The organism is Peribacillus sp. FSL M8-0224 (assembly GCF_038003055.1).
Classification (GTDB): Bacteria; Bacillota; Bacilli; order Bacillales; family DSM-1321; genus Peribacillus; species Peribacillus frigoritolerans.
In genome coordinates, this window is sequence record NZ_JBBOOJ010000001.1 from 2,502,650 (window position 1) to 2,527,586 (window position 24,937).

General features: G+C 38.3%; 19 protein-coding genes and 1 pseudogene. 4 read left to right on the forward strand and 16 right to left on the reverse strand.

The window, feature by feature from the left end; genetic code table 11:
• Positions 1–11: 11 nt before the first annotated feature.
• Complete coding sequence (locus tag MKX49_RS11995; protein ID WP_063593697.1) at positions 12–968, reverse strand: sugar kinase; 957 nt, start codon at positions 966–968, stop codon at positions 12–14.
• A gap of 392 nt (positions 969–1,360) precedes the next feature.
• Here MKX49_RS11995 and MKX49_RS12000 point away from each other — a divergent pair, with 392 nt between their 5' ends.
• Positions 1,361–2,278, forward strand: coding sequence for a DMT family transporter (locus tag MKX49_RS12000; protein WP_289350106.1), 918 nt, complete (start codon positions 1,361–1,363; stop codon positions 2,276–2,278).
• 364 nt (positions 2,279–2,642) lie between these two features.
• Here the strand turns inward: MKX49_RS12000 and MKX49_RS12005 are convergent, their stop codons facing one another.
• The 6 genes from MKX49_RS12005 to MKX49_RS12030 all read right to left on the reverse strand — a co-directional run bounded on the left by MKX49_RS12005 (position 2,643) and on the right by MKX49_RS12030 (position 10,860).
• On the reverse strand, positions 2,643–3,281 hold the full coding sequence (locus MKX49_RS12005) for an urease accessory protein UreH (protein WP_340876576.1): 639 nt from the start codon (positions 3,279–3,281) through the stop codon (positions 2,643–2,645).
• A 285-nt stretch (positions 3,282–3,566) separates the two neighbouring features.
• Positions 3,567–4,526 carry a DUF4822 domain-containing protein gene (locus MKX49_RS12010; RefSeq protein WP_340876577.1) on the reverse strand — a complete coding sequence of 320 codons (960 nt, stop codon included), beginning with the start codon at positions 4,524–4,526 and terminating at the stop codon, positions 3,567–3,569.
• 84 nt (positions 4,527–4,610) lie between these two features.
• On the reverse strand, positions 4,611–5,312 hold the full coding sequence (locus MKX49_RS12015) for an ankyrin repeat domain-containing protein (protein WP_323597198.1): 702 nt from the start codon (positions 5,310–5,312) through the stop codon (positions 4,611–4,613).
• Positions 5,313–5,579: 267 nt separating this feature from the next.
• A complete protein-coding gene (locus MKX49_RS12020; RefSeq protein WP_034307161.1) occupies positions 5,580–6,266 on the reverse strand; it encodes a response regulator transcription factor in 687 nt (228 codons plus the stop codon).
• Positions 6,263–7,711, reverse strand: a complete 1,449-nt coding sequence (locus MKX49_RS12025) for a sensor histidine kinase (protein WP_340876578.1) — start codon at positions 7,709–7,711, stop codon at positions 6,263–6,265. Before MKX49_RS12025 ends, MKX49_RS12020 begins: the two co-directional genes overlap by 4 nt.
• Positions 7,712–8,601: 890 nt before the next feature.
• On the reverse strand, positions 8,602–10,860 hold the full coding sequence (locus MKX49_RS12030; protein ID WP_340876579.1) for a metallophosphoesterase: 2,259 nt from the start codon (positions 10,858–10,860) through the stop codon (positions 8,602–8,604).
• Positions 10,861–11,279: 419 nt separating this feature from the next.
• Between MKX49_RS12030 and MKX49_RS12035 the strand changes: the two genes are divergently transcribed.
• Positions 11,280–11,696, forward strand: a complete 417-nt coding sequence (locus tag MKX49_RS12035; protein WP_340876580.1) for a DUF2690 domain-containing protein — start codon at positions 11,280–11,282, stop codon at positions 11,694–11,696.
• Positions 11,697–11,858: 162 nt separating this feature from the next.
• Here the strand turns inward: MKX49_RS12035 and sdaAA are convergent, their stop codons facing one another.
• The 8 genes from sdaAA to MKX49_RS12080 form a co-directional block, all read right to left on the reverse strand.
• Positions 11,859–13,421, reverse strand: a complete 1,563-nt coding sequence (gene sdaAA, locus MKX49_RS28415) for an L-serine ammonia-lyase, iron-sulfur-dependent, subunit alpha (protein WP_445670123.1) — start codon at positions 13,419–13,421, stop codon at positions 11,859–11,861.
• A gap of 66 nt (positions 13,422–13,487) precedes the next feature.
• A complete protein-coding gene (locus MKX49_RS12050; protein WP_340876581.1) occupies positions 13,488–14,669 on the reverse strand; it encodes an amidohydrolase in 1,182 nt (393 codons plus the stop codon).
• A gap of 14 nt (positions 14,670–14,683) precedes the next feature.
• On the reverse strand, positions 14,684–15,919 hold the full coding sequence (locus tag MKX49_RS12055) for an MFS transporter (protein ID WP_340876582.1): 1,236 nt from the start codon (positions 15,917–15,919) through the stop codon (positions 14,684–14,686).
• A 161-nt stretch (positions 15,920–16,080) separates the two neighbouring features.
• Positions 16,081–18,399: a helix-turn-helix domain-containing protein gene (locus tag MKX49_RS12060; protein WP_340876583.1), complete on the reverse strand. Its 2,319-nt coding sequence runs from the start codon at positions 18,397–18,399 to the stop codon at positions 16,081–16,083.
• 211 nt (positions 18,400–18,610) lie between these two features.
• Positions 18,611–19,171, reverse strand: a complete 561-nt coding sequence (locus MKX49_RS12065; RefSeq protein ID WP_034307163.1) for an HPP family protein — start codon at positions 19,169–19,171, stop codon at positions 18,611–18,613.
• A gap of 186 nt (positions 19,172–19,357) precedes the next feature.
• Positions 19,358–19,882 (reverse strand): GNAT family N-acetyltransferase, encoded by a 525-nt coding sequence (locus MKX49_RS12070; protein WP_095395816.1) that lies wholly within the window; start codon positions 19,880–19,882, stop codon positions 19,358–19,360.
• Positions 19,883–20,019: 137 nt separating this feature from the next.
• Complete coding sequence (locus tag MKX49_RS12075) at positions 20,020–21,006, reverse strand: NAD(P)-dependent alcohol dehydrogenase (RefSeq protein WP_340876584.1); 987 nt, start codon at positions 21,004–21,006, stop codon at positions 20,020–20,022.
• Between the two features lie 759 nt (positions 21,007–21,765).
• Positions 21,766–22,104 carry a DUF1360 domain-containing protein gene (locus MKX49_RS12080; protein WP_063576068.1) on the reverse strand — a complete coding sequence of 113 codons (339 nt, stop codon included), beginning with the start codon at positions 22,102–22,104 and terminating at the stop codon, positions 21,766–21,768.
• A gap of 670 nt (positions 22,105–22,774) precedes the next feature.
• Here MKX49_RS12080 and MKX49_RS12085 point away from each other — a divergent pair.
• Positions 22,775–23,434, forward strand: a complete 660-nt coding sequence (locus MKX49_RS12085) for a hypothetical protein (RefSeq protein ID WP_340876585.1) — start codon at positions 22,775–22,777, stop codon at positions 23,432–23,434.
• Between the two features lie 325 nt (positions 23,435–23,759).
• Complete coding sequence (locus MKX49_RS12090) at positions 23,760–24,194, forward strand: Mov34/MPN/PAD-1 family protein (protein ID WP_222619843.1); 435 nt, start codon at positions 23,760–23,762, stop codon at positions 24,192–24,194.
• Between the two features lie 112 nt (positions 24,195–24,306).
• Here MKX49_RS12090 and MKX49_RS12095 read toward each other — a convergent pair.
• Positions 24,307–24,930, reverse strand: a pseudogene (locus MKX49_RS12095) (GT-D fold domain-containing protein); the annotation flags it as partial.
• Between the last annotated feature and the right edge of the window lie 7 nt (positions 24,931–24,937).

Sequence of the window (24,937 nt, forward strand, 5' to 3'; positions counted from 1 at the left end):
CTTTCAGTCATCTATCTTTCTATAACCGCCTCATTCTGTATGAAAGGCATTACTTCATCCAAATATGGTAATCCTTCATTGTCCCCTGCAACAGTGGTGACAAGAGCTCCTACACCATTTGCGAATGCCAATCTTTCATCAATTGATAAACCATTAAGGTATCCGTAAATATAACCGGCATCATAACCGTCTCCCGCACCAACTGTATCTACAGGTATTACAGGGAAAGCTTCTTTTTCATGCCATTCACTTTTGGTATATAGTTTTGAACCATGTTTCCCGTCCTTAATGACAAGCTGATCAATAGCATTCACCTTTGCGAATTCCGCCAAAGACTCTTTTGAGTCAGTACCGATGATCAATCTTATTTCATCCAAACCTGTAAGCAAAATATCAACATATGGAAAAATATCATAGTAAACTGATCTTGCTTCCTCGATGGACCATAGCTTTAAGCGGATATTCGGATCAAAAGAAACTGGTATATTTTTTTGTTTTGCAATTTCCATTACCCTCTTGGCAATGTTGACATTTTTCGGATCAATAGCCAAAAATACTCCAGTAAGGTGGACTATATCAATCCCTTCAAACATCTTCTCTGTTATATCTCCAGGCTTTAAAGTTAAGATGGGAGATTGATAGCGGTAATAAAATGTCTTTCCGGAACCATCTTCCCGAATTTCTTTAAAGTTAAGAGATGTTGGATATCCATTTACATAGGCCACATCACTCATGTCCACGCCTTCCCCACGAGCGAAATTATAAATAACTTTACCGAACTCATCCTTGCCTAAACGGCTTATCCATTTTGACCGCAAGCCAAGCCTTGCACAGCCAATCGCAAAATTCAGTTCAGCGCCTCCTACTTTTCGCTCAAAACGGTTAACGAATCTTAAAGGTCCTGTCTCTTCCGGATTTAGCGTAATCATGGCGTCGCCCAGCGTTAAAACACCATATTTTGATGACAATACAGTACCTCCTTCTTTCAAACATTCACAAATGGAAACAAAAACATTTGAATCATATCACTTTCATTATGCTTATTAGCTAAATCGATTTAGTTTTTTACTAAACCGGTTTGGTAAATCATAAGGAAATTGTAAATGAAAACCCTATCAAAAACAATAGAAAAGTTTGATAATTTGTAATTTTATTTTTATTCGATACTATTTCATGTGATATTTCTGCTAAATTTACGATAAAAAATCATATTTCGGAAAACGGACATGAACTGTTTCCTCCCTCTTTTTTAATGATTGACAGTTTCAGATTTTTTTCAATCAAATTTACTCTTTGCTATTAATTTGGAGAAAGTTGTATAATATATCAATTGTTAAATAAGTTTGAAAGGTTGTTTGGAATGAGTTTTTTGAAAATATACATCTTACTTACCGGAATAATGATTACATGGGGGTTAAATGTCTCAGTTATTAAAATTTTAGTTGCGCATACGCAGCCCGTAACGATAACTTCTATGAGAATTTTTACTGCTTCGCTTATCGTCATTATTATCCTTTTCTTCTTTGGACTAATACGCCTTCCTAAAAAAAGTGAACTTTTTTACGTTTTTGGTGGAGCACTTTTGAGTGTCGTTTTTCATCATTATTTTTTAGCTGAGGGATTGACGAAGACTTCCGCCTCGAATGCTGGATTGATTTTGGGCATGGGGCCAATATTGACTGTCATTTTGACCATGATTTTCTTTCGAAAAAAACCTACGTTAATCAAGCTGCTTGGCTTTATATGCGGTTCCCTGGGTGTGAGTTTTACCGTTATGGCAGGAAGCGGAGGACTTCATTCTATTAATCTTGGGGATGTGGATATTTTGCTTTCCATTCTTTCACAGGCATTGAGTTTCATCCTCATTAATAAAGCCTCAAAAACAATGGATCCACGATTACTAACCGGCTACATGATGCTGATCGGGTCTTTTATTCTTTTTGCCATCAGCTTATGGAAGGAACCAGAGGGCTTATCTTCCCTGGCAACCGCACCGCCATCCATCTGGGGAGCTTTCTTTTTCTCCGCTATTTTTGCCACCGCCCTCGGGCACATGAGCTATAATTATGCCATTGGTAAGGTAGGCGCAGCCGAATCATCCATATTTCTTAACTTAAACACCTTATTCTCTTTGTTAGGTGCAGCATTTTTCCTTAATGAAGCCCTTGTGCCTGCACATTTCATTGGACTTATCTTCATTGTTTCAGGAGTATTGCTTGGCTCCGGTGCAATTGAAATATGGATTCTCCAAAGGAAAAATAAACGTTTATCTGCCTAACGGCCGGAGCAGAACCTAGATTTCTTGACTTGTAACATATTAACAGATCCTACGACACTGCCATTCTTATAAAAATGGCAGTGTCATGGGGTCTTATTTTTATTGTCGATCCCTTCTTCCAACTACAAATTTTTGCAGAATAATAATTGGAGATTCATTTCCGTTACAATATACCCAGGAATTTGCTTGGACATGTCCATTGAAGTGTTCCCATTAAGCCAAGCCTTTTTGTCAGTTGTGGCCCTTTTCTTTCTGAGAAACCTCCTAAAAGACATAATGTCTACTTAGATGAATTAATAAAAATGAAAGAGACTGTCCATGGGTTACAGACAGCCTGAGATTACAGTCATGCTTATAAAGTAAATCAATTAGTCCAGAGCGCAAACAAACCTTCTGTTACACCCAATTTGTATATATAATAAAGTCCGAATGAAAAACTTATAGCTCCCGCCAGCTTGATGAAGATTCGGTTTAAAACGATGTCCTTTCCATTCAAAGCAAACGGTATGCCTAGTAAAGTTGTAAAGCACAGCATGCCAATAATTGTCCCTGTGCCAAATATAATGATATAGATAGATCCCTCGCCTATACCGGTTACGGTCGACATCGTTAGAATGACCATTGCGGCACTGCCCGCGAGACCATGGACGAAACCAATTAAAGCAGACACCAAATAAGGGTGAAATCTATCCTTGTCGTTCGTAATATCAGGGCGCGCTTTAAATAAACTTCTCGCCCCTAGCATAACAAGCATAATACCTACGCCGAATTCCAGCGTCATGCTTAACGACTCTGGAATCTCCCCTTTCATCCAAATGAACATCATACCTATAAGAAATAGCGTACATGTATGACCTATACCCCAATACACCCCCGTTAGAGTGGAACGCGATAATTTTTTCGTATTTCCTGCCGTGGTTGCTACGGCAATAACATGATCCGGCTCTAACGAATGCTTTATCCCCAATAGGAATCCTAATGTAAGAATCGACACCAAACTCATTTCTCTACCACCTCCCCGAGACACTTCCAAACTTCTTCATAGACCCTTGATAGAAGATTTTGCAGGGTTGACAAGGGAAACGGCAGTGGCTTCAAAGCAAGTGGCACAATCAACCGATCAACAAGCGAAATCCATGGAGGACATTTCCTTCTCCACCTCCTCAATGGTAAAGCTCGCTAATGACCTGGAAACAACGGTTTAACGCTTAAACATCTCTAACCACCACTCTATTACTATATCAAGAAAGGGATTTTGCTATTCATGCAAAATCCCTTTCTTACTATTTTACTTAGTTGATTTTAGTTTCAAATCACCTTCATAAGGTATATGTTCCACTGTTATCGTTATATCTTTTCCCTCTTTATCTTTACCGATTCGTTTATAAGTGAATTTATTTTCATTAAGCTCTGTAAGTTCAAGAACTGCGCCATATTTATTTTCCCCTAGTGAAACATGTGCTCTTATCTTATTTCCGTGAACAACATCGTAATAGCCGTAATCACCACGGCTCTCACCGGTTTTAGCATCAAAAAATTCATACTTATTTGTTTTATCATCATATTTTGCAAGACCTAAATAATTCGAGTTATAGCTTGATACATCATTTCCCTTTTCATCCAATGCCACTGTTCCTTGCCATGGGGTGCTTGATAAAATTTTATCTCCATCAACATCTGTTTCTACGTCCCCTGTGTAAGTTTCCAAATTTTTGTCTGGATCTGTAAAGGAAAGTTCTGTTTCCGTATAAGGAATATGTTCAACAAACACTTCTACGTCATTTCCATTAGCATCTTTACCCATTCTTTTATAAGTAAACATATCCTTATTCAGTTCTGTTATTTCAACAACGGCCTGGTAACCCATCGATTCTGAAATTAACACTCGCATCTTCCCATTGGTAATAAAGAAAGTTCCCTTATCACCACGACTTTCTTTTGTATTTTTATCAAAAAATTCATATCTGGATGTTTCATCGTCATATTTTGCGAGACCAATAAAGTTAGCATTCTCCTTTGTTAAGTCATTATTATTCTTATCATAAACTTTTGTACCTTGCCAATTCGTGCCGCTAAGAATTTTAGTCAATTCCTGGCCTGCTGTTAACTTATTTTCTTGTTTACTTTCTTTGGCAGTTTGTTCCTGCCCCAGTGCACTATGACTGTCTTGTGCGTTTGTGTTACATCCTGTTAGGGCCAATGTTAATCCAAGTAGTAAAGATGATGAAATTTTTGCTTTTTTGTTCATTTTTTCGTCTCCTCATATCTTAATTGTGATTTTAATTTATTAGCGGTGCGATTGACATTACAAATTGAAAGTATCGCAATCTGGTTATTTTGCTCCTGCTGTTAATAAAATTTGTTCAATCTCTTTAAATCCTTTTTCGCGGGCATGTTGTAAAGGGGTAATATTATTATTATCAGGAATGTTGACACCTGCACCATGATCTATTAACAATTGCACTGTTCGCTGCTGTTTTCCATCACCATCATTCAAAATGATAGCTTCTAGCAAAGCTGTCCAACCAAGATCATTTACATGATTCACATTAATATCAGTTTTAGTTAGGAGTTCTTTAATAACCTCTACATATCCATGTTCCGAAGCAGGGATTAAAGCCGTTCCTCCATAACGGTTGGTTATGGACGGGTCGGCACCTGCTTCAATCGCAAGTTTAAGTATTTCTAGATAACCTTCAGCACCGGCATACAAGAAGGGGCTATTTTTCATGTCATCTTGAATGTTGACGTCTGCACCCGCTTCAATAAGGATTTTTGCTGACTCTGCATCGTTGTTATAAGTCGCAATCATAGTGGCGGTTCGCCCTGCCGAGTCCTGTGTATTAATATCTGCACCTTCCTCAATCAAACTCCTTAATCTCTCCGTTTCTTTTCGTTCTACTGCTTGAATCAGTAATTCATTCATTCCCTTTCCTGACTCCTTATGTTGTTTATTTGGCTCTCTTTCGCTATCTAAGGCACACCCTTGAAGGATGAATAGGCATCCGATGACAATCGTTAGCCGTCTCCACATGAAACACACCATCCTTTCATCTGCCCAAATGGATTTTCCGTCATCTTGATGCACCAAAAATGACTTGTGCTATAAATGTGTTTGAGGTAGCATGAGTATTTTTCTCCCTTATATTTTTTAGTTACCGATCCGTCTCCATTATATTAGTGCTTAATCTTAAACTCCCTCTAAAAAATTTCTTAAAAATTGATTAACTTATTCATAAAGTTTCTTAAGGTTTTATAAAAAAATCCCGTCACCTTCGTGACGGGTCATAAAATATACTATTTAAACATTAAAGCGATACCCCGCTCCCCAAACAGTTTCCAAAAATTTTGGATGTGCAGGATTTCTTTCAATTTTTTCACGTAGTTTCCTGATATGGACAGTGACAGTCGAAACATCCGCAGCCGATTCCAATCCCCAAATATTTTCATAGAGCTGCTCTTTACTTAATACTTGATTAGGATGCATGACAAAAAACACTAAAGTATCGAATTCCTTTGTTGTAAACGGGACCACCTCCCCGTTTATGTGAACCCTGCGTGCTGACTTATCTATTGAAATTCCATGGACATAGATTGAATTAGATTTGGGGTGACTTCCTGATAAACGTTCATAACGCGCTAAGTGCGCTTTCACTCTTGCAACTAGTTCACTTGGACTAAAGGGCTTTGTAATATAATCATCCGCTCCTAGTCCAAGCCCCCGAATTTTATCAATATCTTCCTTTTTCGCAGATACAAGCAAAATCGGAATATTTTTGACAGCACGTATTTGTTTGCATATCTCAAAGCCATTTAACCCCGGAAGCATGATGTCCAAAATGATTAAATGATAATTTCCTTGAAGGGCCTGTTGGAGACCTGCATCACCAGTGTGTTGAATATCGACACTAAAATCACTAATTTCCAAATAGTCTCTTTGTAATTCAGCAATACTGACTTCGTCTTCAATAAGTAATATCTTTTTCACATTTCCTCACCTTTCTTTATGGAAAAGAATACACTTGTACCTTTTCCTATCTCACTGGTAGCCCAGATATCTCCTCCATGCTCGTCGATAATTTTTTTTGCGATTGCAAGTCCTAAACCACTTCCACCTGTCAGGGAATTCCTAGATTGCTCAGCCCGATAAAAGCGGTTAAAAATATAAGGCAAAGCGGAAGATTCTATTCCATAGCCATTATCTGTTACTTGTACTACTACATCATATAGTCCTTCATGCAGAGAAATGGAAATGTGTTTTTCATCTTTATTCATATACTTTACACAATTGCTGATCAGGTTGGCCAATACGCGTTTCAGTTTCTCTCTATCCGCAGACACGTATATCGGTTTATTCAGCTGTTGAAGTTCAATTTGGATTCCTTGTTGAAGTAAATCCAGTTGAAGCTCTTCTACGTAGTCTTTCAAATATTTATCCATTCTGACCGTCTCAAAAGTGAATAGTTCCTTTTTTAAATCCAACTTTGAAAATAAAAACAATTCATCAATCAATGAATCCATATCCCTTGCTTTTAGGTATACCGTAGATAAATACTTATCCATTTTCTGTGGGGTGTTTGCTACTCCGTCTTTTATCCCCTCAACATATCCCATAATCGAAGTGATGGGTGTCTTCAAATCATGAGAAATATTGGAAAGAAGTTCTTTGCGATTTTCCTCATACTGAAGCTGAAGGTTTACGGACTCTTTTAACTTTTTTCTCATTTCCTCAAATTCCCTATTCAATTGTCCGATTTCATCATTCGAAGCCGCTTTGATTTCAAAGTTTAAATCTCCTGATTTTATCCGCTCCGCTCCCTCTTTAAGTATTGAGATAGGTTTGATGATGCTTCTTGAAACTAAATAATTTAAAAGTCCAATAATCATTACCAACAGTAATAACAATAGGGCGAATAAAATAGGAAATGACTCCCGAATCAGCTCGGCATAGGAACTTGCCTTTCTCATGACAAAAATGCTTCCTTCACTTTTATCCGAAAAATAAAAATCAAACTTCACATAAGTGAAAAAAGAGTCTTTCATTTTGATTGTGTCCCGTGTATTGATGTTCGTTTCTTCGAACATGGGAAGTGATTGAACCAAGCCTAGCTTATCAAGTGCGGGGGACGCATACTCAATGTCATTAACTTTTCTAACGACAATCTCAATATCTACATGTTCAATATTCTTCAGCTGCTCTTCGTTCAGAAGCTGTTCAGGGTTATTTTTTGCCAAAAGCTTTAAATCGAGAAACACACTTTCTTCTGCTGCAGTCAAAGGTTTTTGGAGATAAGAGTTTTTATATAGATGCTCTATCGATTTTACATCACCTGTTATTGCAAAAATAAGTAAAAATCCAGCTGCTAAAAATAAAGTGATGGAAATAAGAATTACGCCAACATAGGACAACAGAAACCTCATTTTTATTGACAAATATTTTCACCCCGTATCGATCTCCCGTTTTCTCTTTTATAGAAGAGTTCACCGTTTATCTGCTGTTCCTGCATTTCCATGAATAATTTTCTTAGAACTTAAAAAAACATATCACACAAATCTTAAAATTTTCTAAAATACTTGGAAAAAATCCTATTCTATTTTAGATCTATATTTTTTTATTTGAAAAACTAAATGCTAAAATCCGCTTCCTTACCGCCTACTGTCTGTCAAACCTCCTCGCCGCAAACATCTAGCGGGGTATCGAATAGCCAATTATTAGGCAGAGGTGACGCATATTTCTTCAATTTTTTGAGGTTTCATAAAATAATAAGAACCATGAAGAGCGAGAAAACGTTACAACTTGATTTCAGAAATCCGCTCCCATTCCGCCGTCTCGGCTAGCCAGTTTTTCGGCAGGAGTGTCGCATATTTCTTCAATCCCATTGGGTTTTCAGTATTAAACAATTAAAAATCATGCTGTATAACCAAGTCTTTATTTAGTTTACCTGTGGTTTTTTAATTTATGAAAGTTTCAGATGATTTACGAAATTAGCGCCTTTTCGCCGACTGTCTATCAAGCTTCCTCGACGCAAGCATCTAGCGGGGTCCCGTCTAAGCTTGTTTTTTGTTAAAATATTTTTTAAACACCTTTTATAATAATGATATTATTTATAAATTATCCAAGAATTATATATAGCTGCACTTCAGTATTTATCATTAGATACGAAATTAATTAGGCGAAACCTTTATCAAGCACACGGAAAAGATCATGAAGGTTTATTAGTTTACTATTTGTCCCGATTTGTGAGACATAGAAAAAAGCGAACTTCCCCTTAAGGAAAGTCCGCTTTTTACAAATTTCAAGAAAAGTTCACCTGTTCTTCTCATTAATTTGGCGAGACGATCATTTGGTCATCCAATCTAATATCGTCAATCGACCAAAACCAATTATTTTTCGCATTATGCATTCTCCATTGTAATTTCATAGAAGATGCATCTTCAGGAACCTTAATCGATTTAACTTCATACTTATTCAAAACATGTCCATTTTTATTATCCGAAGCTGCTTTATTATCATAAACGAGAACTTGTTGTTTTTCCCCATTATCAAAGACAGCAGTTACTTCAGCTGTTTGTGTTCCTTCTTGTTTATAGTGAGAAGCAAATCCTACGTATAGATCTTTTGCACCCTCAACTTTTACAGAAGGGGAAGTTAATGTACTATCAAAAAAGCCTTTTGATGCTGGTGAACCGTTATCATCCCATTCATCAGGATCCGCTACTGCTATAACACCTTGTCCAAGTTCAAATTTGCTACGATCTTGGTCTTCCGCTTTTGTCCAAAATTCCTTTGTTGTGAAGCTCCACCCTTGCCACTCCTCTGTACCAGCTGGCATATTCGAGCTATTTGTAACCGACCAGCCGTTAGGAGCTGTATGGCTCCAACCGAGAATGGAACTTGGAATGTTTTCATTCACTGCTGGCTTTAATGCAGAGTCCAATTGGTCAAAACTTTCTCCAAGCATCATGTTGACGAATATATTTATATTCTTGGAGCCAATTATTTGGCCTCCCTCGTAAGCAGTAATCGTGAATTGTGAAGAACCGGAACTTTCTTTACTAGGTATAGCTTTTATTGGCAAATTCTTTTCTTCAGATCCTGAAAGCTCATATTCAAGTTCATTGTGCTCCACACTCCACCCTTCAGGTGCATCAACTTTAATTTTTCCTTTTACACTATCATTTCCAAAGTTTTTCATCTTCACTTGGAGTGTAGTCGATTCACCTGTCGTTACTAAAGAAGGAGAAGCTTGTGCAGAGACCATTTCCAGTGCTTTTGTCTGACCATCAGCCAGTAACACCTTTTTACTGCTATTGTTAAATGAATCCAGTGCTTGTACCTTAATTTCATAATCTGTACCTGGCTTAAGTCCGGCTACAGGGAACTCTAAATTCTTGGGCACAGGATCATGATAGAATTCAGAGAATGCGGTGAAATCTGCGTCTAGTTCCCCTGTTACCTTGTTTTTGGCCGTTATGTGATAAGAATGTACGAGCAAGTTATCTTTTGCCTGTGGAAATGTCACATTTAAACTTCTTAGTGTCGATTTTTCTTTTACAATCGAAGCCTTGTCTTTACCTGCAAAAGACGGTGGCAACTGATCTCGGTCGTCTGTATATTTAAATTTATTTTTTTTAGAAGGATTTTTTATTACCCATGGTTTTCCTGTCCAATCGTCTTTATGAAAGTCACGTTTTTTAATGATAACTTCATTATTATAAACTTCTACAATCATTCCTTGACTAATATCACGATATCCTTCTGGATGAAACCCTTGAAGTTTGCCCGGTTCCAATTCCAAATAACTTACAGAAGACGTGCCAACAGACGTAAAGTCTTTTTGATGAATCGTTCTGGGGTCTTCAAGTGGATAATGAGAATGGCCTGAAAAAGTAATAACTTGTGGATGTTTCTTTAATGTATCATATAAAAGTTCTTTGTTTTCCTGAGTCCCCCACAAGTCACTTCCATATACAGTGTCTTTAATGTGTTGATGAAGAAAAACAAAGATTGGTTGGTCCGGATTCTCTTTTTCTGCTGCAGCTAACTTTTCACCCAGCCAGTTTATTTGATTAACAGAATATAAACCATGCGTATTACCATTTTCGGGACTTAACGTAATAAAATCATATCCATTTACTTTTTTATGATAGTAAAGGGAATCCATTCCAGATTTCTCGAGAAAACGATCTTGTGCTTTTTCAACGGAAAGTCCATTCCAATAATCATGGTTTCCCATTGTAAACATGGATTGGACATCAGCTTGTTTCTTCTCATTATAAATGGAGAAGAACTTATCATATTCAGTAGCGTATCCATAGTCCGTTAAATCCCCAACGACAACAAAAGCATCCTGTTTAGGCGCAGCTTTGTTTAATTGATCCATGGCTGTTCTAAACTTGTTCATATCAGCAGTTGATCCATCATCAATATGTACATCACTGATTACAGGAAAAACGAGCTCCGGTTTACGTTTATTTTCTGAATTTGAAGATTCCGAGAATGCTTGTACACTTGATAATGAAGTTGTTAATCCTACCGTTACAACTGTCAACATTGCAGCAAATTTATTTTTCGCTTTCAAAATCAATTCCTCCTACTTATCGTTTAGCCCCATACATTATGTAATCATTTTGCAAAAAGACAAATATCCTCCTCATTTTTAAATTTTTAGGTAATTACCAATTAATACTACCTTTGCATTATTAATAAAATATAAGAACAATGTAATTTATCTATTAATAAATCAAAAAAGGCCTATGGCCCGTATTCGTTCCATTAATGGGAATGGGGTACTATCCTTTCACTGTGTATATACCCATAAAATGGTAAAATTTATACAGATGGTAAATGATTCCAAATCGCATAGAAACACCAATTTTTGTATGTTAAAGTCTAGAAGAAGGAAAGGGGAGAGAATATTATAAAAAAATTATTAAATATTGGGTTGGCAGTAACACTTGTTTTTGGACTGTTTTTGGACTGTTTTTTGCGATTGCACCCATGAATAAAACGTATGCCCTGTCCTATGATAATACAAATCCTTATTCGACAGGCTGTGTGAATAAAAGTCCAATCACCTATGAAACAGAATATATTTATAAAAACGGTGTGAAAATTGGATATGTTCAGCTAAAAGGAAGTGCGTATTGTCATACGGCTTGGGGATACTTAAAGTTTTATTCGGCTGCTCCGTATGATTATTATGCAAATGTTTTGGTGGATAGTTTTAATGGCACGACAAAGAGAGCATTTACAAGTTGTGCCAGTTCCGGTGGTAACGGTTGGATCATGAAAGGTCAGACGTCCTGTTATACTGCACAATTATGGAATTTAGATCCGTATAATGCTTTGGCCAAAGCAGGTATTTATTCATCAAGTGGGACTCTCATTATTTCTGCGAACACCGGTCGTTATTAATAGGTATAAAAGGGGGCCTGACAGAGAAAAAGCGTCTATAACAGTCGATTCCATGCAGTTTATTGACAAAAGGCATTCGGAAAGAATTTATTCCGAATGCCTTTTATGAATTTAATCGCATACCATGCTTTTTTGCATCAGCGAAAATACGATTGCAGGTAACTACTTAGTTTGAACCAAGACAATTTCGTCAATAATCGGAATCTCTCTTTTTAATAAAGATAAGAAAGTGTCTTCGATTATATTGTCGATTTCACAAACCGTTATGGCAGCACCATTGATTTTGGAACGTTCATTGGCCATACGGGCTATATTGAGCCCTTTTTGATAAAGAATATCCGATAATTCGGCAATAACCCCTTTTTGATCGGAATGGCGAATCACAAGTGTTGGCCGTTCTCCTGAAAATTTAAATGGATATTCATCGAATTCCTGAACCTCCACTTTTCCACCGCCTAAAGAGCTGGCCAAAACCTTTACAGTACGTGCGTCCCCTGTCAATTCTACGAGAACGGTATTCGGATGATAGCTTCCGAGCACCCTTTTCGTGAATTCATATTGTAAGCCATTTTCCTCAGCAATTTTTTTTGCATTTGGAATACCATCATCCATGGTAGATAACCCAAGAACACCGGCCAATAAAGCTAGGTCTGTACCATGGCCTTGATAGGTTTCGGCAAAAGAGCCCATCAGCGAGAACTTTACATATATTGGATTTTCATTTAAAAGCTGGCGGGCAATATTCCCGATCCGAACAGCCCCGGCTGTATGGGAACTCGAAGGGCCAACCATTACGGGCCCGATGATTTCATACGCACTTTGGTATTTTGCCGGCCCACTGCCACTAGTTTTTCCGTTTAGAATCTGCTTCTTTAATTTTTGCCCGGTCGGAGTTCCGGCAAGACCGCCTATCCCGGTTTCTCTCAACGATTCTGGCATTTGCTGCCCGACTTCATGCATCACATGGATCACTTCATCCGGTGGGATGACGCTGGCTATCCCGGCTAAAGCCATATCTGCTGCGGCTTGGGCGGTAATTGCATGTAAACCGTTGCGGATGATGCACGGAATTTCCACCAGCCCTGCAACCGGGTCACAAACCAATCCTAATGAATTTTTCAAAGCAATTCCGACGGCGTTACCAACTTGCATTGGTGTTCCACCGGCAAGCTCCACCAGGGTGCCGGCCGCCATCGCGGTTGCTGAACCGATTTCAGCTTGGCACCCGCCGGCTGCCCCTGATATCGAAGCTTTATTTGCAACAACTAAGCCGAGGGCAGAAGCAGTGAATATTGACTGGACAATCTGCTTTCGGGTAAATTTCCCGCTGTCAAGGGCGTGAACAAGAACAGCGGGCAAGATTCCCGCTGACCCAGCTGTTGGCGTCGCCACTATCCGCCCCATTGCAGCATTTACTTCTGATACAGCGAGCGCATTTGCTGCAGCATTCAATGTCCTAGGATTGACAAAGGAATTCCCATTTTGGGCATACTGATGAAGTCGGTTTCCATCTCCGCCCGTTAAACCAGTACGCGACATGACTGGACTTATTGTACCTCTGCGGACAGCTTCCTCCATTACTGTAAATTGTTCCGACATTTTTTCGAAAATCGTCTCCCTGGAACAACTTTTCTGTTGTACCTCTGTTTTGATCATTAATTCCGAAATAGTTGATTTTTCCTTCTTCGCTAGTTCTATTAACTCTTTTAAATTAGTGAAAGACATCCGATCACTCCTTTACAAGAAGGAGGTCCCCACGCCGCAAGCATAAGGACCATCCCCCCCTTTTGTTTACTTCTGTCCAAAATATTCTGCAACGACAGCTGCCATTGCTTTTGCCGCGATGATCAGGCTGTCTTCATTAATGACGAATTTAGGATGATGGTGTGGATAAACCGGACCAACATCCGGCTTTGCGCCAACATAAAACATACTGCCGGGAATCTTCTGCAAATAGTATGCAAAATCCTCCGATCCCGACATTGGCGGCGTTTCCACTAACGCTTTGATTTCAGGAATTCCGGCCTTTTCAATCCCATTTACAACCAGTTCTGTCATGGCTTTATCATTTACTAAAACAGGGTAATCATGTGAGTATATTAAGTCATAGGTAATATCAAATTCTTGAGCAAGCCCCGCTAAAATTCGCTTGAATTCCGTTTCCACTGTAGCACGAACTTCACTGGACATGGTTCTAACGTCTCCTTCAAGTTCCACGCTGTCCTTTATAACATTGAATGATCCCTTTCCATCAAACGAGCCAATCGTTACTGTCGCCATATCAAAAGGATTGATTCGGCGACTGACGATCGTCTGGGCTGCTACAACAAAGTGGCTTGCTGCGACAATACTGTCATTGCTTGTATGGGGCATCGAACCATGTCCGCCTTTTCCTTGGATTTTCACTTTGAAATATGACCGCCCGGCCTGCATTTCTCCAGCACGATAGCAGACTTCCCCGGTCACCGATAGGGACATGAGGTGAATACCGAAAATACTATCCACACCTTCTAAACATCCATCTTCAATCATGGCAATTGCTCCACCTGGAGGCGTTTCTTCCGCAGGCTGATGCAAGATAACGACGTTTCCTCTTAATTGGTCTTTCATTTCGATTAATGCTTCGGCTAAAATCATTAAATAGGCAGTGTGTCCATCATGGCCGCATGCATGCATAACACCTGGATTGCTCGATTTAAATGGTACATCTGCCTCTTCCATAATTGGCAGTCCATCAAAATCGGCACGCAGGGCAACTGTTTTACCAGGGAGTCCGCCCTCGATTGTCACAACCACTCCATATCCGCCAACATTTGTCCGTATTTTTACATTCTTATCTTTATAAAAATCAGCAATGTATTGCGACGTTTTTTCTTCTATAAAAGATAATTCAGGATGTTGATGGAGATATCTGCGAATTTCTATCATTCTTTCTTTTTTCTCTTCAAGCTTTTGCAATAGTTGATCTAACATCTTTTTCCCTCCTATTATTTTTCAGTTTTAACGGTAAGTATCACTAGACCGCATATTACAACGGCTATTGCCAAGGTGATAAATACAATGGAAAACGAGCCACCTGCCATGGAAATTAAAGCACCGAATGCCATTGGGGCAATAAAACCCCCAAGTGTTCCCCCCGTATTGACGATCCCAATGGATGACCCAATTACATTCTCAGGCAAAATTTTGTGCGGCCAAGAGAAAATTCCCACAAAGATCGTCGTTAATAAAAAGGTAAGCACATATAAGAAAGCAATGGAAAGGGCCAAGGAATTTGAGAGTACTAAACCAAGAAACAACAAGGATGAAAGTACTGAACAGCACATTAGCAGTAACTTTTCCTTGCCAGCAAAATATTTTGTTAATAATACTCCCGCAAATATGGAGGCTAACGTTCCTCCAATAGCGTTCACTGCCAGGATTATCCCAACCGTACTAATGGATAGTGCAAATTTTGTCTTTAGGAAAGTTGGCAGCCATGACATATTTCCATAAAAAGCCACATTCGCCAGCAGCATGGCAACGAATAAAATAATTACATTTCGATTAGAAACCACTGACTTAAAACTAACTTGTTTCTTTTCAATCTTCGTTTTGGCAGTTGGTTGGCTATTAGGTACCAATAAAGCAACCATAAGTAAAGCAATGGCAAAAAATGTCCCCAGTGCATAGTAGGCATATTGCCAATTTAAGTCAATCAGCCGTGCCCCGATTACAAAAGCAAAAATTCCGCCAATTCCACTCGTTGACAAAATGAGCGATTGAATAAAAGTCCGTCTTGTTTTCGGGAAATTTTCGGCGATTCCTTTTGAACAGCTTGGAGGATAGCCTGCATGGCCAATACCAGCCAAGAAACGAATCAAAATAAACATCAATAAGCTTCCAGCAAGGCCAAATGCAAATGAAAATATCGTAATGAGCGAAAGCGAAAGCATTAGTACCTTTTTATAGCCAATCCTATCTGCGAGCCATCCCCCGGGTATCTGCATTAACGAATAACCCAAGAAAAATAAACTCATTATCAAACCGGTTTGACTTGTTGTTAAATGGAATTGTTCTGCAATTGGGATAATTGCAGTCGAAATCATGTTTTTGTCCATGTAAATCATGGAATATCCAGCCATTAAAGCTGTAGTCAACAAAACTCCACGTGGATATTTTTCCTTAGATACCGAAAGTTTTGCTTCGCTTTGCTTTTTAATAGCTCCTTGAGAAACAGACATAAAAGGCTACCTCCGAAATAATATTTATGTAATCGCTTTCTTGCCTTTATTATAAATTTTTAAATTATTGAAAACATTCCAATCATTGTCGAAAACATATCCTTCATTTGCCCTTTTTCATTACTTCGCTTAATCAAACAACAAAAAAAGACCATTAAGTTTTAACCTAATGGCCTAATTTCAAAGAGATGAATGGCATTTAACGTCAAGGTGGATTGCAATAAGAGCTCCGATTCAATGTTTTCCTCATAGATTTGCAAATCTGGATAGGCTCGCTGCTTAAGATACGTAATAATCTCTTGATCATAGATATACTGTTGATTGAGATTGAGCCAATTAAAGTAAAAAGCACCGTTATTTCTATCGAGAATGTATTTGCGAATTTGATAAGTGCCAGAAGGCAACCCTGAAATCATGATTTTCTTTTCCTTTGTTAAAGAGCTCAAAAAGAAACTTTCGACAGAATAAGTGGGATTAACATAGGAATTGTTATAAATTGCTAATTGGTACCCTTGTTTCCCCTTCGTCAGTACAAAGTCCTCCCCTTCAGCTAAAATTTCTTGCCCAATTTTTGCGATTAATTGGATGTTAAAAAACGCCGGACGTTTTATTTGATAATAATAAAGGAGAGCAATTCCATTCATAGCAATATTTTCGTTATCCATATTACTTTTTTCTAACGAATGGGTATCAATCCAGAATCCCAAACCGGAAATCTCTTTTACAACATCAAGCATGTCTTTAAAAATGAGAGCTGATCGAAAAAAAGTTCCGCTTAAATTTACTGTATTACCGTATAGTGTATTCCAGTTTGTCAGGTAAATGGGTGTACCAGCCAAGCCAGCTGACGAAAGGTTCGCTTTTAATTCCATACACGATTTCTTTATATGATCTTTTACTCCCTTAAAGGAACTGTTATCCATATCGGTAAAGTCAACTTGTTCATTTGGATTGCAGCTAAAGCACACCAGATCAATTTGGTCCATTTGCTTTAAAAATTCAGTAACAGGGACTGATAATCCTTTTTCTAAGGAAAATGGCACATGAACTCCGACTTTTGCGGTGGAAGCCCTCTTTTTCACAGTTTGAAAGTATTGTTGATAAAAAGTCCGTGCTGTTTGATCCCACTTTGCGAAAACCAATTCAAATTGCCATTTCCCGACAAAGGCATCGCCAAAATAACTGACAGCATGCTGTAAAAATTCATCTAACATCTTTATATAATCCTGACAGCTTACGACTTCCTTTTCAAATTCCACACTAATGAATGGAATTAAACCCAGTCTTTGAAACTCGTTAAATAACGCATCAATCTTATAATATGGCCCCCCTATTTGCAAAAGCGGGTCCATTATCGTAAACGAGGGGGAAAATAGGTTCGTGAAATAGGCATATTCAAAATGCAGCTGCTCCTGAATTAGCTTTAATTCTGCTTGGACCTCTTCATTTAAGGCATATTCCAGCTGTCCCATCACCAGTAATCGCTGGGCTTTATCCCGGACAAGAACAGGTTCTTCCGGGAGGTTGATATGAACCGTCGAACTCCCCGATTCTTTCACTGTAACATTTCGGTCCTTTTGCGAAATATACTTGCTCAATTCAATTAAAAAGTGCGGTGAATTCACCAAGGTATATTGTTCGCTTATATTATTTACTTCCTGGAAAGGTTCTTTTTTATGAAGACCTCGATATTCGGCAGGTGTTTGATTGTACATTTCCTTAAAAGCCTTGTTAAAAGCTTTCACATTAGGAAAACCATTATTTAACGAGACTTTCATGATGTTATGATCGGTATATAATAGCTCATGAACAGCTGATTTCAAACGGGTTTGCTTTACATATTGTGAAAAACTGACACCAACAGCCTGCTTGAAATAACGGGACAAATAGTAAAGTGATAAATATTGCCGTTTAGCAATATCTTCCAAAGACATCTGTTTGCGATAATTTTTTTCAATAAAAGTAAGGATGTCCCTAATTCTATCATCCTTCATTTCAATAAATCGATTGTGACCGAGATGTGTGGTTTTGAAATTCCGGATAAGGAGTGTAACTAGCTTGTATATCAGGCTGTTGATTTCAAGTACACTTCCATCCTGCTCTTGGTAATGTGCGATCAAAATTTCAGCCAAGAGTTGACGGATTTGATCAAAAAGAAGATATAACCCATTATCCTCTTTGGATGAATGGCAGTCGAAATAACACACATGAATATCCTGATAAAGCTGCTCGATGGAATTAAGGGGAATTTGCAGCAATAGAACCACATTGTCTTCATGCCCCTTTACGGAATGGACATCATTGGCATTAATTAGCAGGAGATCATTTTCCGCCAAATGCCAGGAATCTTGATTGACCATGACCTCGACTTCTCCCCGGATTACGAAAAGAATTTCAATTCCTAAATGGATATGCTGAGAGTGATGGCGAATATTTTGCAAACTGATTTGATAAGAATCTTCTATTACTGTTCCAGACATGAACATTCACCTTTTTTACTGGGATTTTACCACTGCCCATCAAGCTTTAGTAAATCATTATCATACGTTATTTTTATGTAATAAGATGGTAAGTAAGGCTTCTAACTCTTATAGTAAGAAAAAGCAGCTCCCCGCTTATTGAAGTAAGGCAGTTAGAACAATAAGGGATGAGCCATACAACAGTCACATTAAAAGCATGTGATATAAATTTTCATAACCAGTGTTTTGGATATTGTCTTGTTTGAAATAAATTATTATAAATCATCGATATAAAAACTAATAATAAAGTACCTATTACAATTGAAGTCAGGAATCCCCAACCAGCTTGAGAATTGATCGAAACAAGGGCACTAGCTGCTGCGGGCGGGTGAACGGTTTTTGTAAAAGTCATTATAATTAATACAATGGCCAATACGAGACCGATAATGAATAAGCTTTTACCAAAGATGCTCCAAATGATAAGAGCTATTGTTGTAGAGATTATATGTCCTCCAATAACATTACGGGGTTGTGACAAGAGACTTTTATGCGCACCAAAAACAATGACACAGCTCGCCCCAAGAGGAGCTAATGCCATCGGATACCCTAAATAGACAGCTATAAAACTAATAATGATTATAGCAATGAGCCCACCTATAGCTGAAACAAAGGAATCGATATAATCAATCCTATCCTTTTCTCTAGCTTCGCCCTTCATTTTCTTTAAATATGCTGTTAAACCTATGTTTTGTTGATTGCTCCAACTTTTTTCAACACTTTTTTCGAATTCCATAATGTCTATTTTCCTCACGTTTTCTAAGTAAGTCGACAGGGTTTTTATATATTGTTATCTTACAGGAAAACAATGAATTTTTAAATACATATCTGAATATTCATTTATTGATTCCCGTAAAACAGTTACCCCCCCCCACTTTTTGTCTGTGAACCTTTCAATATTCCTTGGCATATCATTAAGGATTTACTGTAAAAGAGAGTATAGATTAGTATCAAATGAAACATCATTTTGGTACATATAATTTCTTAATATCCCTTCCTTTTTGAAACCTAAATTAATCAACAATTTGTTGGATGCTTTATTTTCAATAAAAACAATTGCTCCAATACGCGTTAATTCAAGCTCTTTAAAACCATAAGAAATCACCTTACTGACAGCTTCTGTTGCATAACCGTTACCCCAATATTTTGGAAAAAGTGCATAGCTCAGTTCTGCTCTTTTATGTTCATGAGACCATTCTTGAAATCCAATCGTTCCAATAATGCCCTCCTTTCCTTTCCATTCAATTCCCCATTTAATTCCATGTTTTTCTTCGAAACTCTTTGAAAAATTCCTAATGATTTGCTTCACCTGATCTGTATTTGTTAATGGAGTTTGCCCATAATATCTTAATACATCTGGATTGGAAAAACATTTTAATAGATCTGCTGCATCACCTTCAACCAATTCTCTCAAGACCAACCGCTTTGTTTCTAAAATCGGAAACATTTTTCCACTCCCTTTGCTATAATTTCGTACCAGCGGCGCACCTCAATAACACCCGTACCCAATACTTCCATATAAACCGGCTGCCTTATAATTAAGAACACACCCCTTAGCTTTTTAAGGGCTTCGTTGTTTCACCATCAGGATTCCCCATTATGTTCCATAGTTATTACGACATTTCCCTTCTTGTGTCCTTTCTCTACATACCTATGGGCTTGAACTAATTCTTCAAACGCATAACATCTGTCAATGATCACTTTTAACTTTCCTGCTTCAACAAGTTCCTTGAGGAAGTTTAGAGCTTCGGGAGTTTCTGGTGAATTTTGACTCAATATCAGCTTCTTGCCGGTTGTCAATTTAGTCCAGAGCATTCGAACACCAGGTACCGGTACAGTGACATTTAGATAGGTTCCGTCCTTCTTCAGCGATTTCATACAAGCTGAAAACGGACTCTTGTTTACCGCTTCAAAGATAACATCATAGGTCTCACCATCTCTGGAAAAATCCTCTGAAGTGTAATCAATGACCTTATCGGCTCCAAGAGATTTTACCAATTCTACATTCGCGGTACTGCAAACCCCTGTAACTTTTGCTCCGAAATACTTGGCAATTTGTACTGCATAACTTCCTACACTCCCTGAAGCACCATAGACAAGAACCTTTTGACCACTCTGAACGTTAGCTTTTCTAAGATAAAACAATGCTGTACGTGCCCCGATTGGAATGGCTGCGGCTTCCTCAAAAGATATATTATTAGGTTTTATGCAAACCGGCCCGTCTTCACGCAAACACTTATACTCGGCATAAGCACCATAGCCCACTTGGGAAGCTGCAAAAATCTGGTCACCTGCTTTAAACAGCTTGACATCTTTGCCCACTGACTCAACTTCTCCAGATAACTCCAAGCCCAATATGGTTTTCTTGGGACGTCTTAATCCCATAATAATCCGAGCTGGCAGCCAAACAGAGAGGGGAACTGTAAAGCTCCGTGACCGAATATCCCCCATTGTTACCGTTGCCGCTTTTACTTTTATCAGTATTTCATTCTCCTTAGGATCCGGTTTTTCTACCTCTTTAAAATGAAGAACGTCAGGGGGACCGTACTTGGTGTACAAGATTGCTTTCATTAATCCTCCTCCAATTCGTTATATTCACTTAAAATCCACTAACCTTCAATAACTGTACTTGAACTATCCGCTCCATTCGTTGAATAAAGAATACCGAATTGTCGAAATGGAAAATTGATTATTCCGGATACATACTCTCCAAAAGCTATCAACTTTTATAACGTTTACATTAGCTTACTCGCCTTCATTTATCTTCATGCCTCTAATAAGAACCCAGCCACCTTAGGACGAGTAAACTCAAGTCGCGATAAGTACCTCCCTGAGCATTTCCTGGCTTAATCCCATACATATTAATCTATCTTCATCTTTTGTATGGGGAGTTCTAACATTTTTTGCAGGAGAAACTGTGTTCTAAGAATAGGGTTTTATTCCTATTTTCAGCGGATCGAACTAGCTAAAGATTTCTTCGGCGTCATATGACATAATAATCGGATCACCCGTAAACTATTGTTAATGAAGTTTTACTCCAAATTTATATTTCCATATCAATTCCTATTATTATAAGAAAAAATCCATTCGTATCTGAATGGATTTTAATCAATCGCTTGCTCCCTGATGCTTAAAATTAAAATGTAATGCCCCTCGTACTTGCTATCAATCTACAACAGTTTTGGATTGATTTTGATCTAAAACCCAAAAATATATAAGCCTCTCTGTCCATTAAGCATTTATATGATGTTCAGCATATACTATTAGTCTGAATATCGATACATAAAGTTCATTATGCTTTTAATTGTCTTACCCTACACGATTATACTTTCATGATTTAGATTCAATAAAAGCAGCAGCTCCCGCAACAGCAAAGACCAATAGGAGTGGAAAAGCGGCAGGTAAATAATAATAAATAAGTACAGTAATGACGGAACACCAAAACCCTACACACCAATAGCAACTTAAAAGCGAACCTATGAAATAACGAAGTCCCGATCCTTTTATTTCAATGATTTCCTCCAGTTGTCCAGAGGCATTTTCTTGGATGGTGGCAGTCAAAAAAGGTTTTCTGATGAATGAAGTGATATCGTCAAATACAATTAAATGAGTTAACCGGAAGGTAGCCAATATTAAAATAAAAAAATCAAGCCATTCAATAGCCAACACCTATTCACCTCCTAATCTTTCTTTTAAGATTTTATGATTAGAATTTTGATTATATAAATATACATTTATACATTCATAATATTTTATTAGCCCATTTTCTAAGAAAAATGTACCCATAAAAAGATATCCCCATAGTATGTTAATGTGTTCAAAACCTGATACTGAAGGGAAAGATGTTTGAATGAAAAAAAGGAACGTCAAATCTATTCAGGGCCGACAAGTGGTACCGAACCCCATCGGACCTGAATGTATTCGAGTTACTAAAGTATATGACTGGGTTGTTCTAACAAATCGTGACCGCAATAAAGTTCAAATACCTGAGGAATGCTTTGCGGCAATCGAAGATGCACGTCATGATGGTAACACAATAACAGCTACTTGTTCGGAAGTAGTTGGTACACGAAGCTGTGATTTTATCGGAGCCATTCCAGCTAACATTCCTAGTGTTCCAGGGGCCCAAATTGTTTCCCTTGCCTTCCATGTCCATATCCGCGTTCAATTCTTTTGCAATGGAGAACCACTACCAGGTTGTAATTTCGTAGTACCTGTTAGTTTCATGGATGAAGTAATCCTATGTTTCCCAGAGGGAACAGAAATCAACTGTAATATTTTCGATGTTCAATGTACAGTTGTTTTAAATCAAATGCTTGGTGATATGGTTGTACTTGATGTGACCATGTGTAAAGATGTTCAAGTCGAGGCTGAGGTTAAGCTAGAGGTCGAGGCTAAGTTCTGTGGACCACGTCCTGTCATTCCAATTGAAGAAGACGGCTTCGTGTGCCCAACACCACGATTCCCTCAACAATGCCCGACCTTCTTCCCGACATTGAACTGCGACTGCCAAGGTGCAGCAGAATTCGATGGCGAAGCATCCATCCTTGTATTTGAGGACGGTCTAGGTGGTCCAACAACAGGAAACTTAGATTTGATTGCCCTGGTTTGCGACCAATGTACCCTTGCTGGTAGCAGGATTCAAGTTACCTTCATCGATACATTAGGACCTACCCCTACTCCAACTGGAACACCTGATGCTGATATTGACCAAAGCTTCACGTTTACAGCCAAAGACTTTAACCAGCCTACATGTGCTACAAATGCTGCTGGAGTAGTTACTGGGCTTACTGTAACTGGTACCGGTATTATAACACCAGCCGGAGGTGTACCAGAAAACGCAACATTCACACTAACTCTTGGTGATATTGATCCTCTAGGAGATACTGCTACACTTGTAATAACTGGTGCAACTACAAGTGTCACTATTGCTCTGACAGAAGTAGCTAACCCAGGTTTAGAGGTTGAAGTAGGAGATTGCGATCGTTTCCCTGTATAATACTAAAAAACCCGAGGGATATTAATCTCTCGGTTTTTTTTTGTAAAGAAACTTAGATAAGTCTAATTCCATCATTTACTTCAACACTTAATAAATGTATCCCGCATTTTAGGCCACCCATTTATTAATTATTAGGTTACATATAGATTCATGTTTTCATATTTATAGAGCATACCTATAAAAGGAGAGAAAAAAATGGCATCTGATAAGCTAAGACGTAAAGTAAGAAGAAAATTAGGAATGCCTAACCCGCAGCCCGCTCAACAACATCAACAATTCACTCCCTCAGCCCTCCAGGTTCGGCCAGTACGGGCAAAAGGTTGTTGTGGAAAAAACAAATGATCAAGGTGTAATATCCGGTACTTTTTACATGACCAATCATGTTAGGCAAAAATTGATTTCTCATTGTAAACGAGAACTTCCTTATGAAGCCTGTGGACTGCTTTCAGGGGGAAATGGGATTGCAGAAACAATTTGGCCAATGGAAAATGTAAATAGGAGCTCCTTTTCCTTCTCGATGGATTTAGATCAAATTCGTCATGTATTTGAACTTATCGATAGGAGGAATGAAGATTTTATCGGTATCTACCATTCCCACCCAACAGATAGTGCTTATCCGTCAGAAGGAGATATTACTTTAAATAACTACCCAGAGGTAGGTCACCTTATTATTTCGTTTGCAAACTCGACCCCTGAATTAAAATGTTTCCAACTAACAGGAAAAAAAGTCTTTCCGATACAATTAAAATTCGTAAACTGAATTTAGAGAATAAGATACTCGCACCTCTTCCTTTATGAATTCAAGGTTGAATTTGCGAGTATTATTTTTTCTTTATTTCCCTACAATGTTAAATTAATTTTTGTTTTCCAATTTAGGAAAACTGATCATTCCACTTTTTTACTAAGTCGGAAAGTTTATATTCTTCTCCATCAAGAATCATATCAAGGGCATGCCCGAAATCAATGGCAACCTTCTGGGTCAATTTTGCAATTCTTGGAGCTAAAATGGTTGCCGGGATCCCAGCGGAAATTAATGCTATTTCCCACTCCTGATTAGACTGGAGCTCATTTTGTACTCTAATTAACTCGTCATATCCATTTAAACCTATACTGCCAGTAATTTGTACGCCTTGTTCTTTAAAGACGTTTTCTGCTTCTTTTGAACGGCGTCCAACAAGAAATACCTTCTTATTACTCAGCCATGACCATAATATCCCCTCTTCCAAGAGGCTCTGCATGATCCAAGCACAACATACTTTTGAAGGCATGAACTTCAGTTGTTCAAGTACAGTTCTAGTTTGTTTTGCCCAAGGATCCAGTCGCCAAGGAGCTATCAACCCAGCAATATCGGCATCCCGCAATGACCTGACCAACTCCCTCCTGATTATCTCTGGTACATTGGATACGCCCGCATAAGATTCATACCGTTTAAATTCCTGTACAAGTAATCCATTGGCTGGATAGCTTAAATAGCTTATTTCACCGATTCCAAAACGAGCAAGG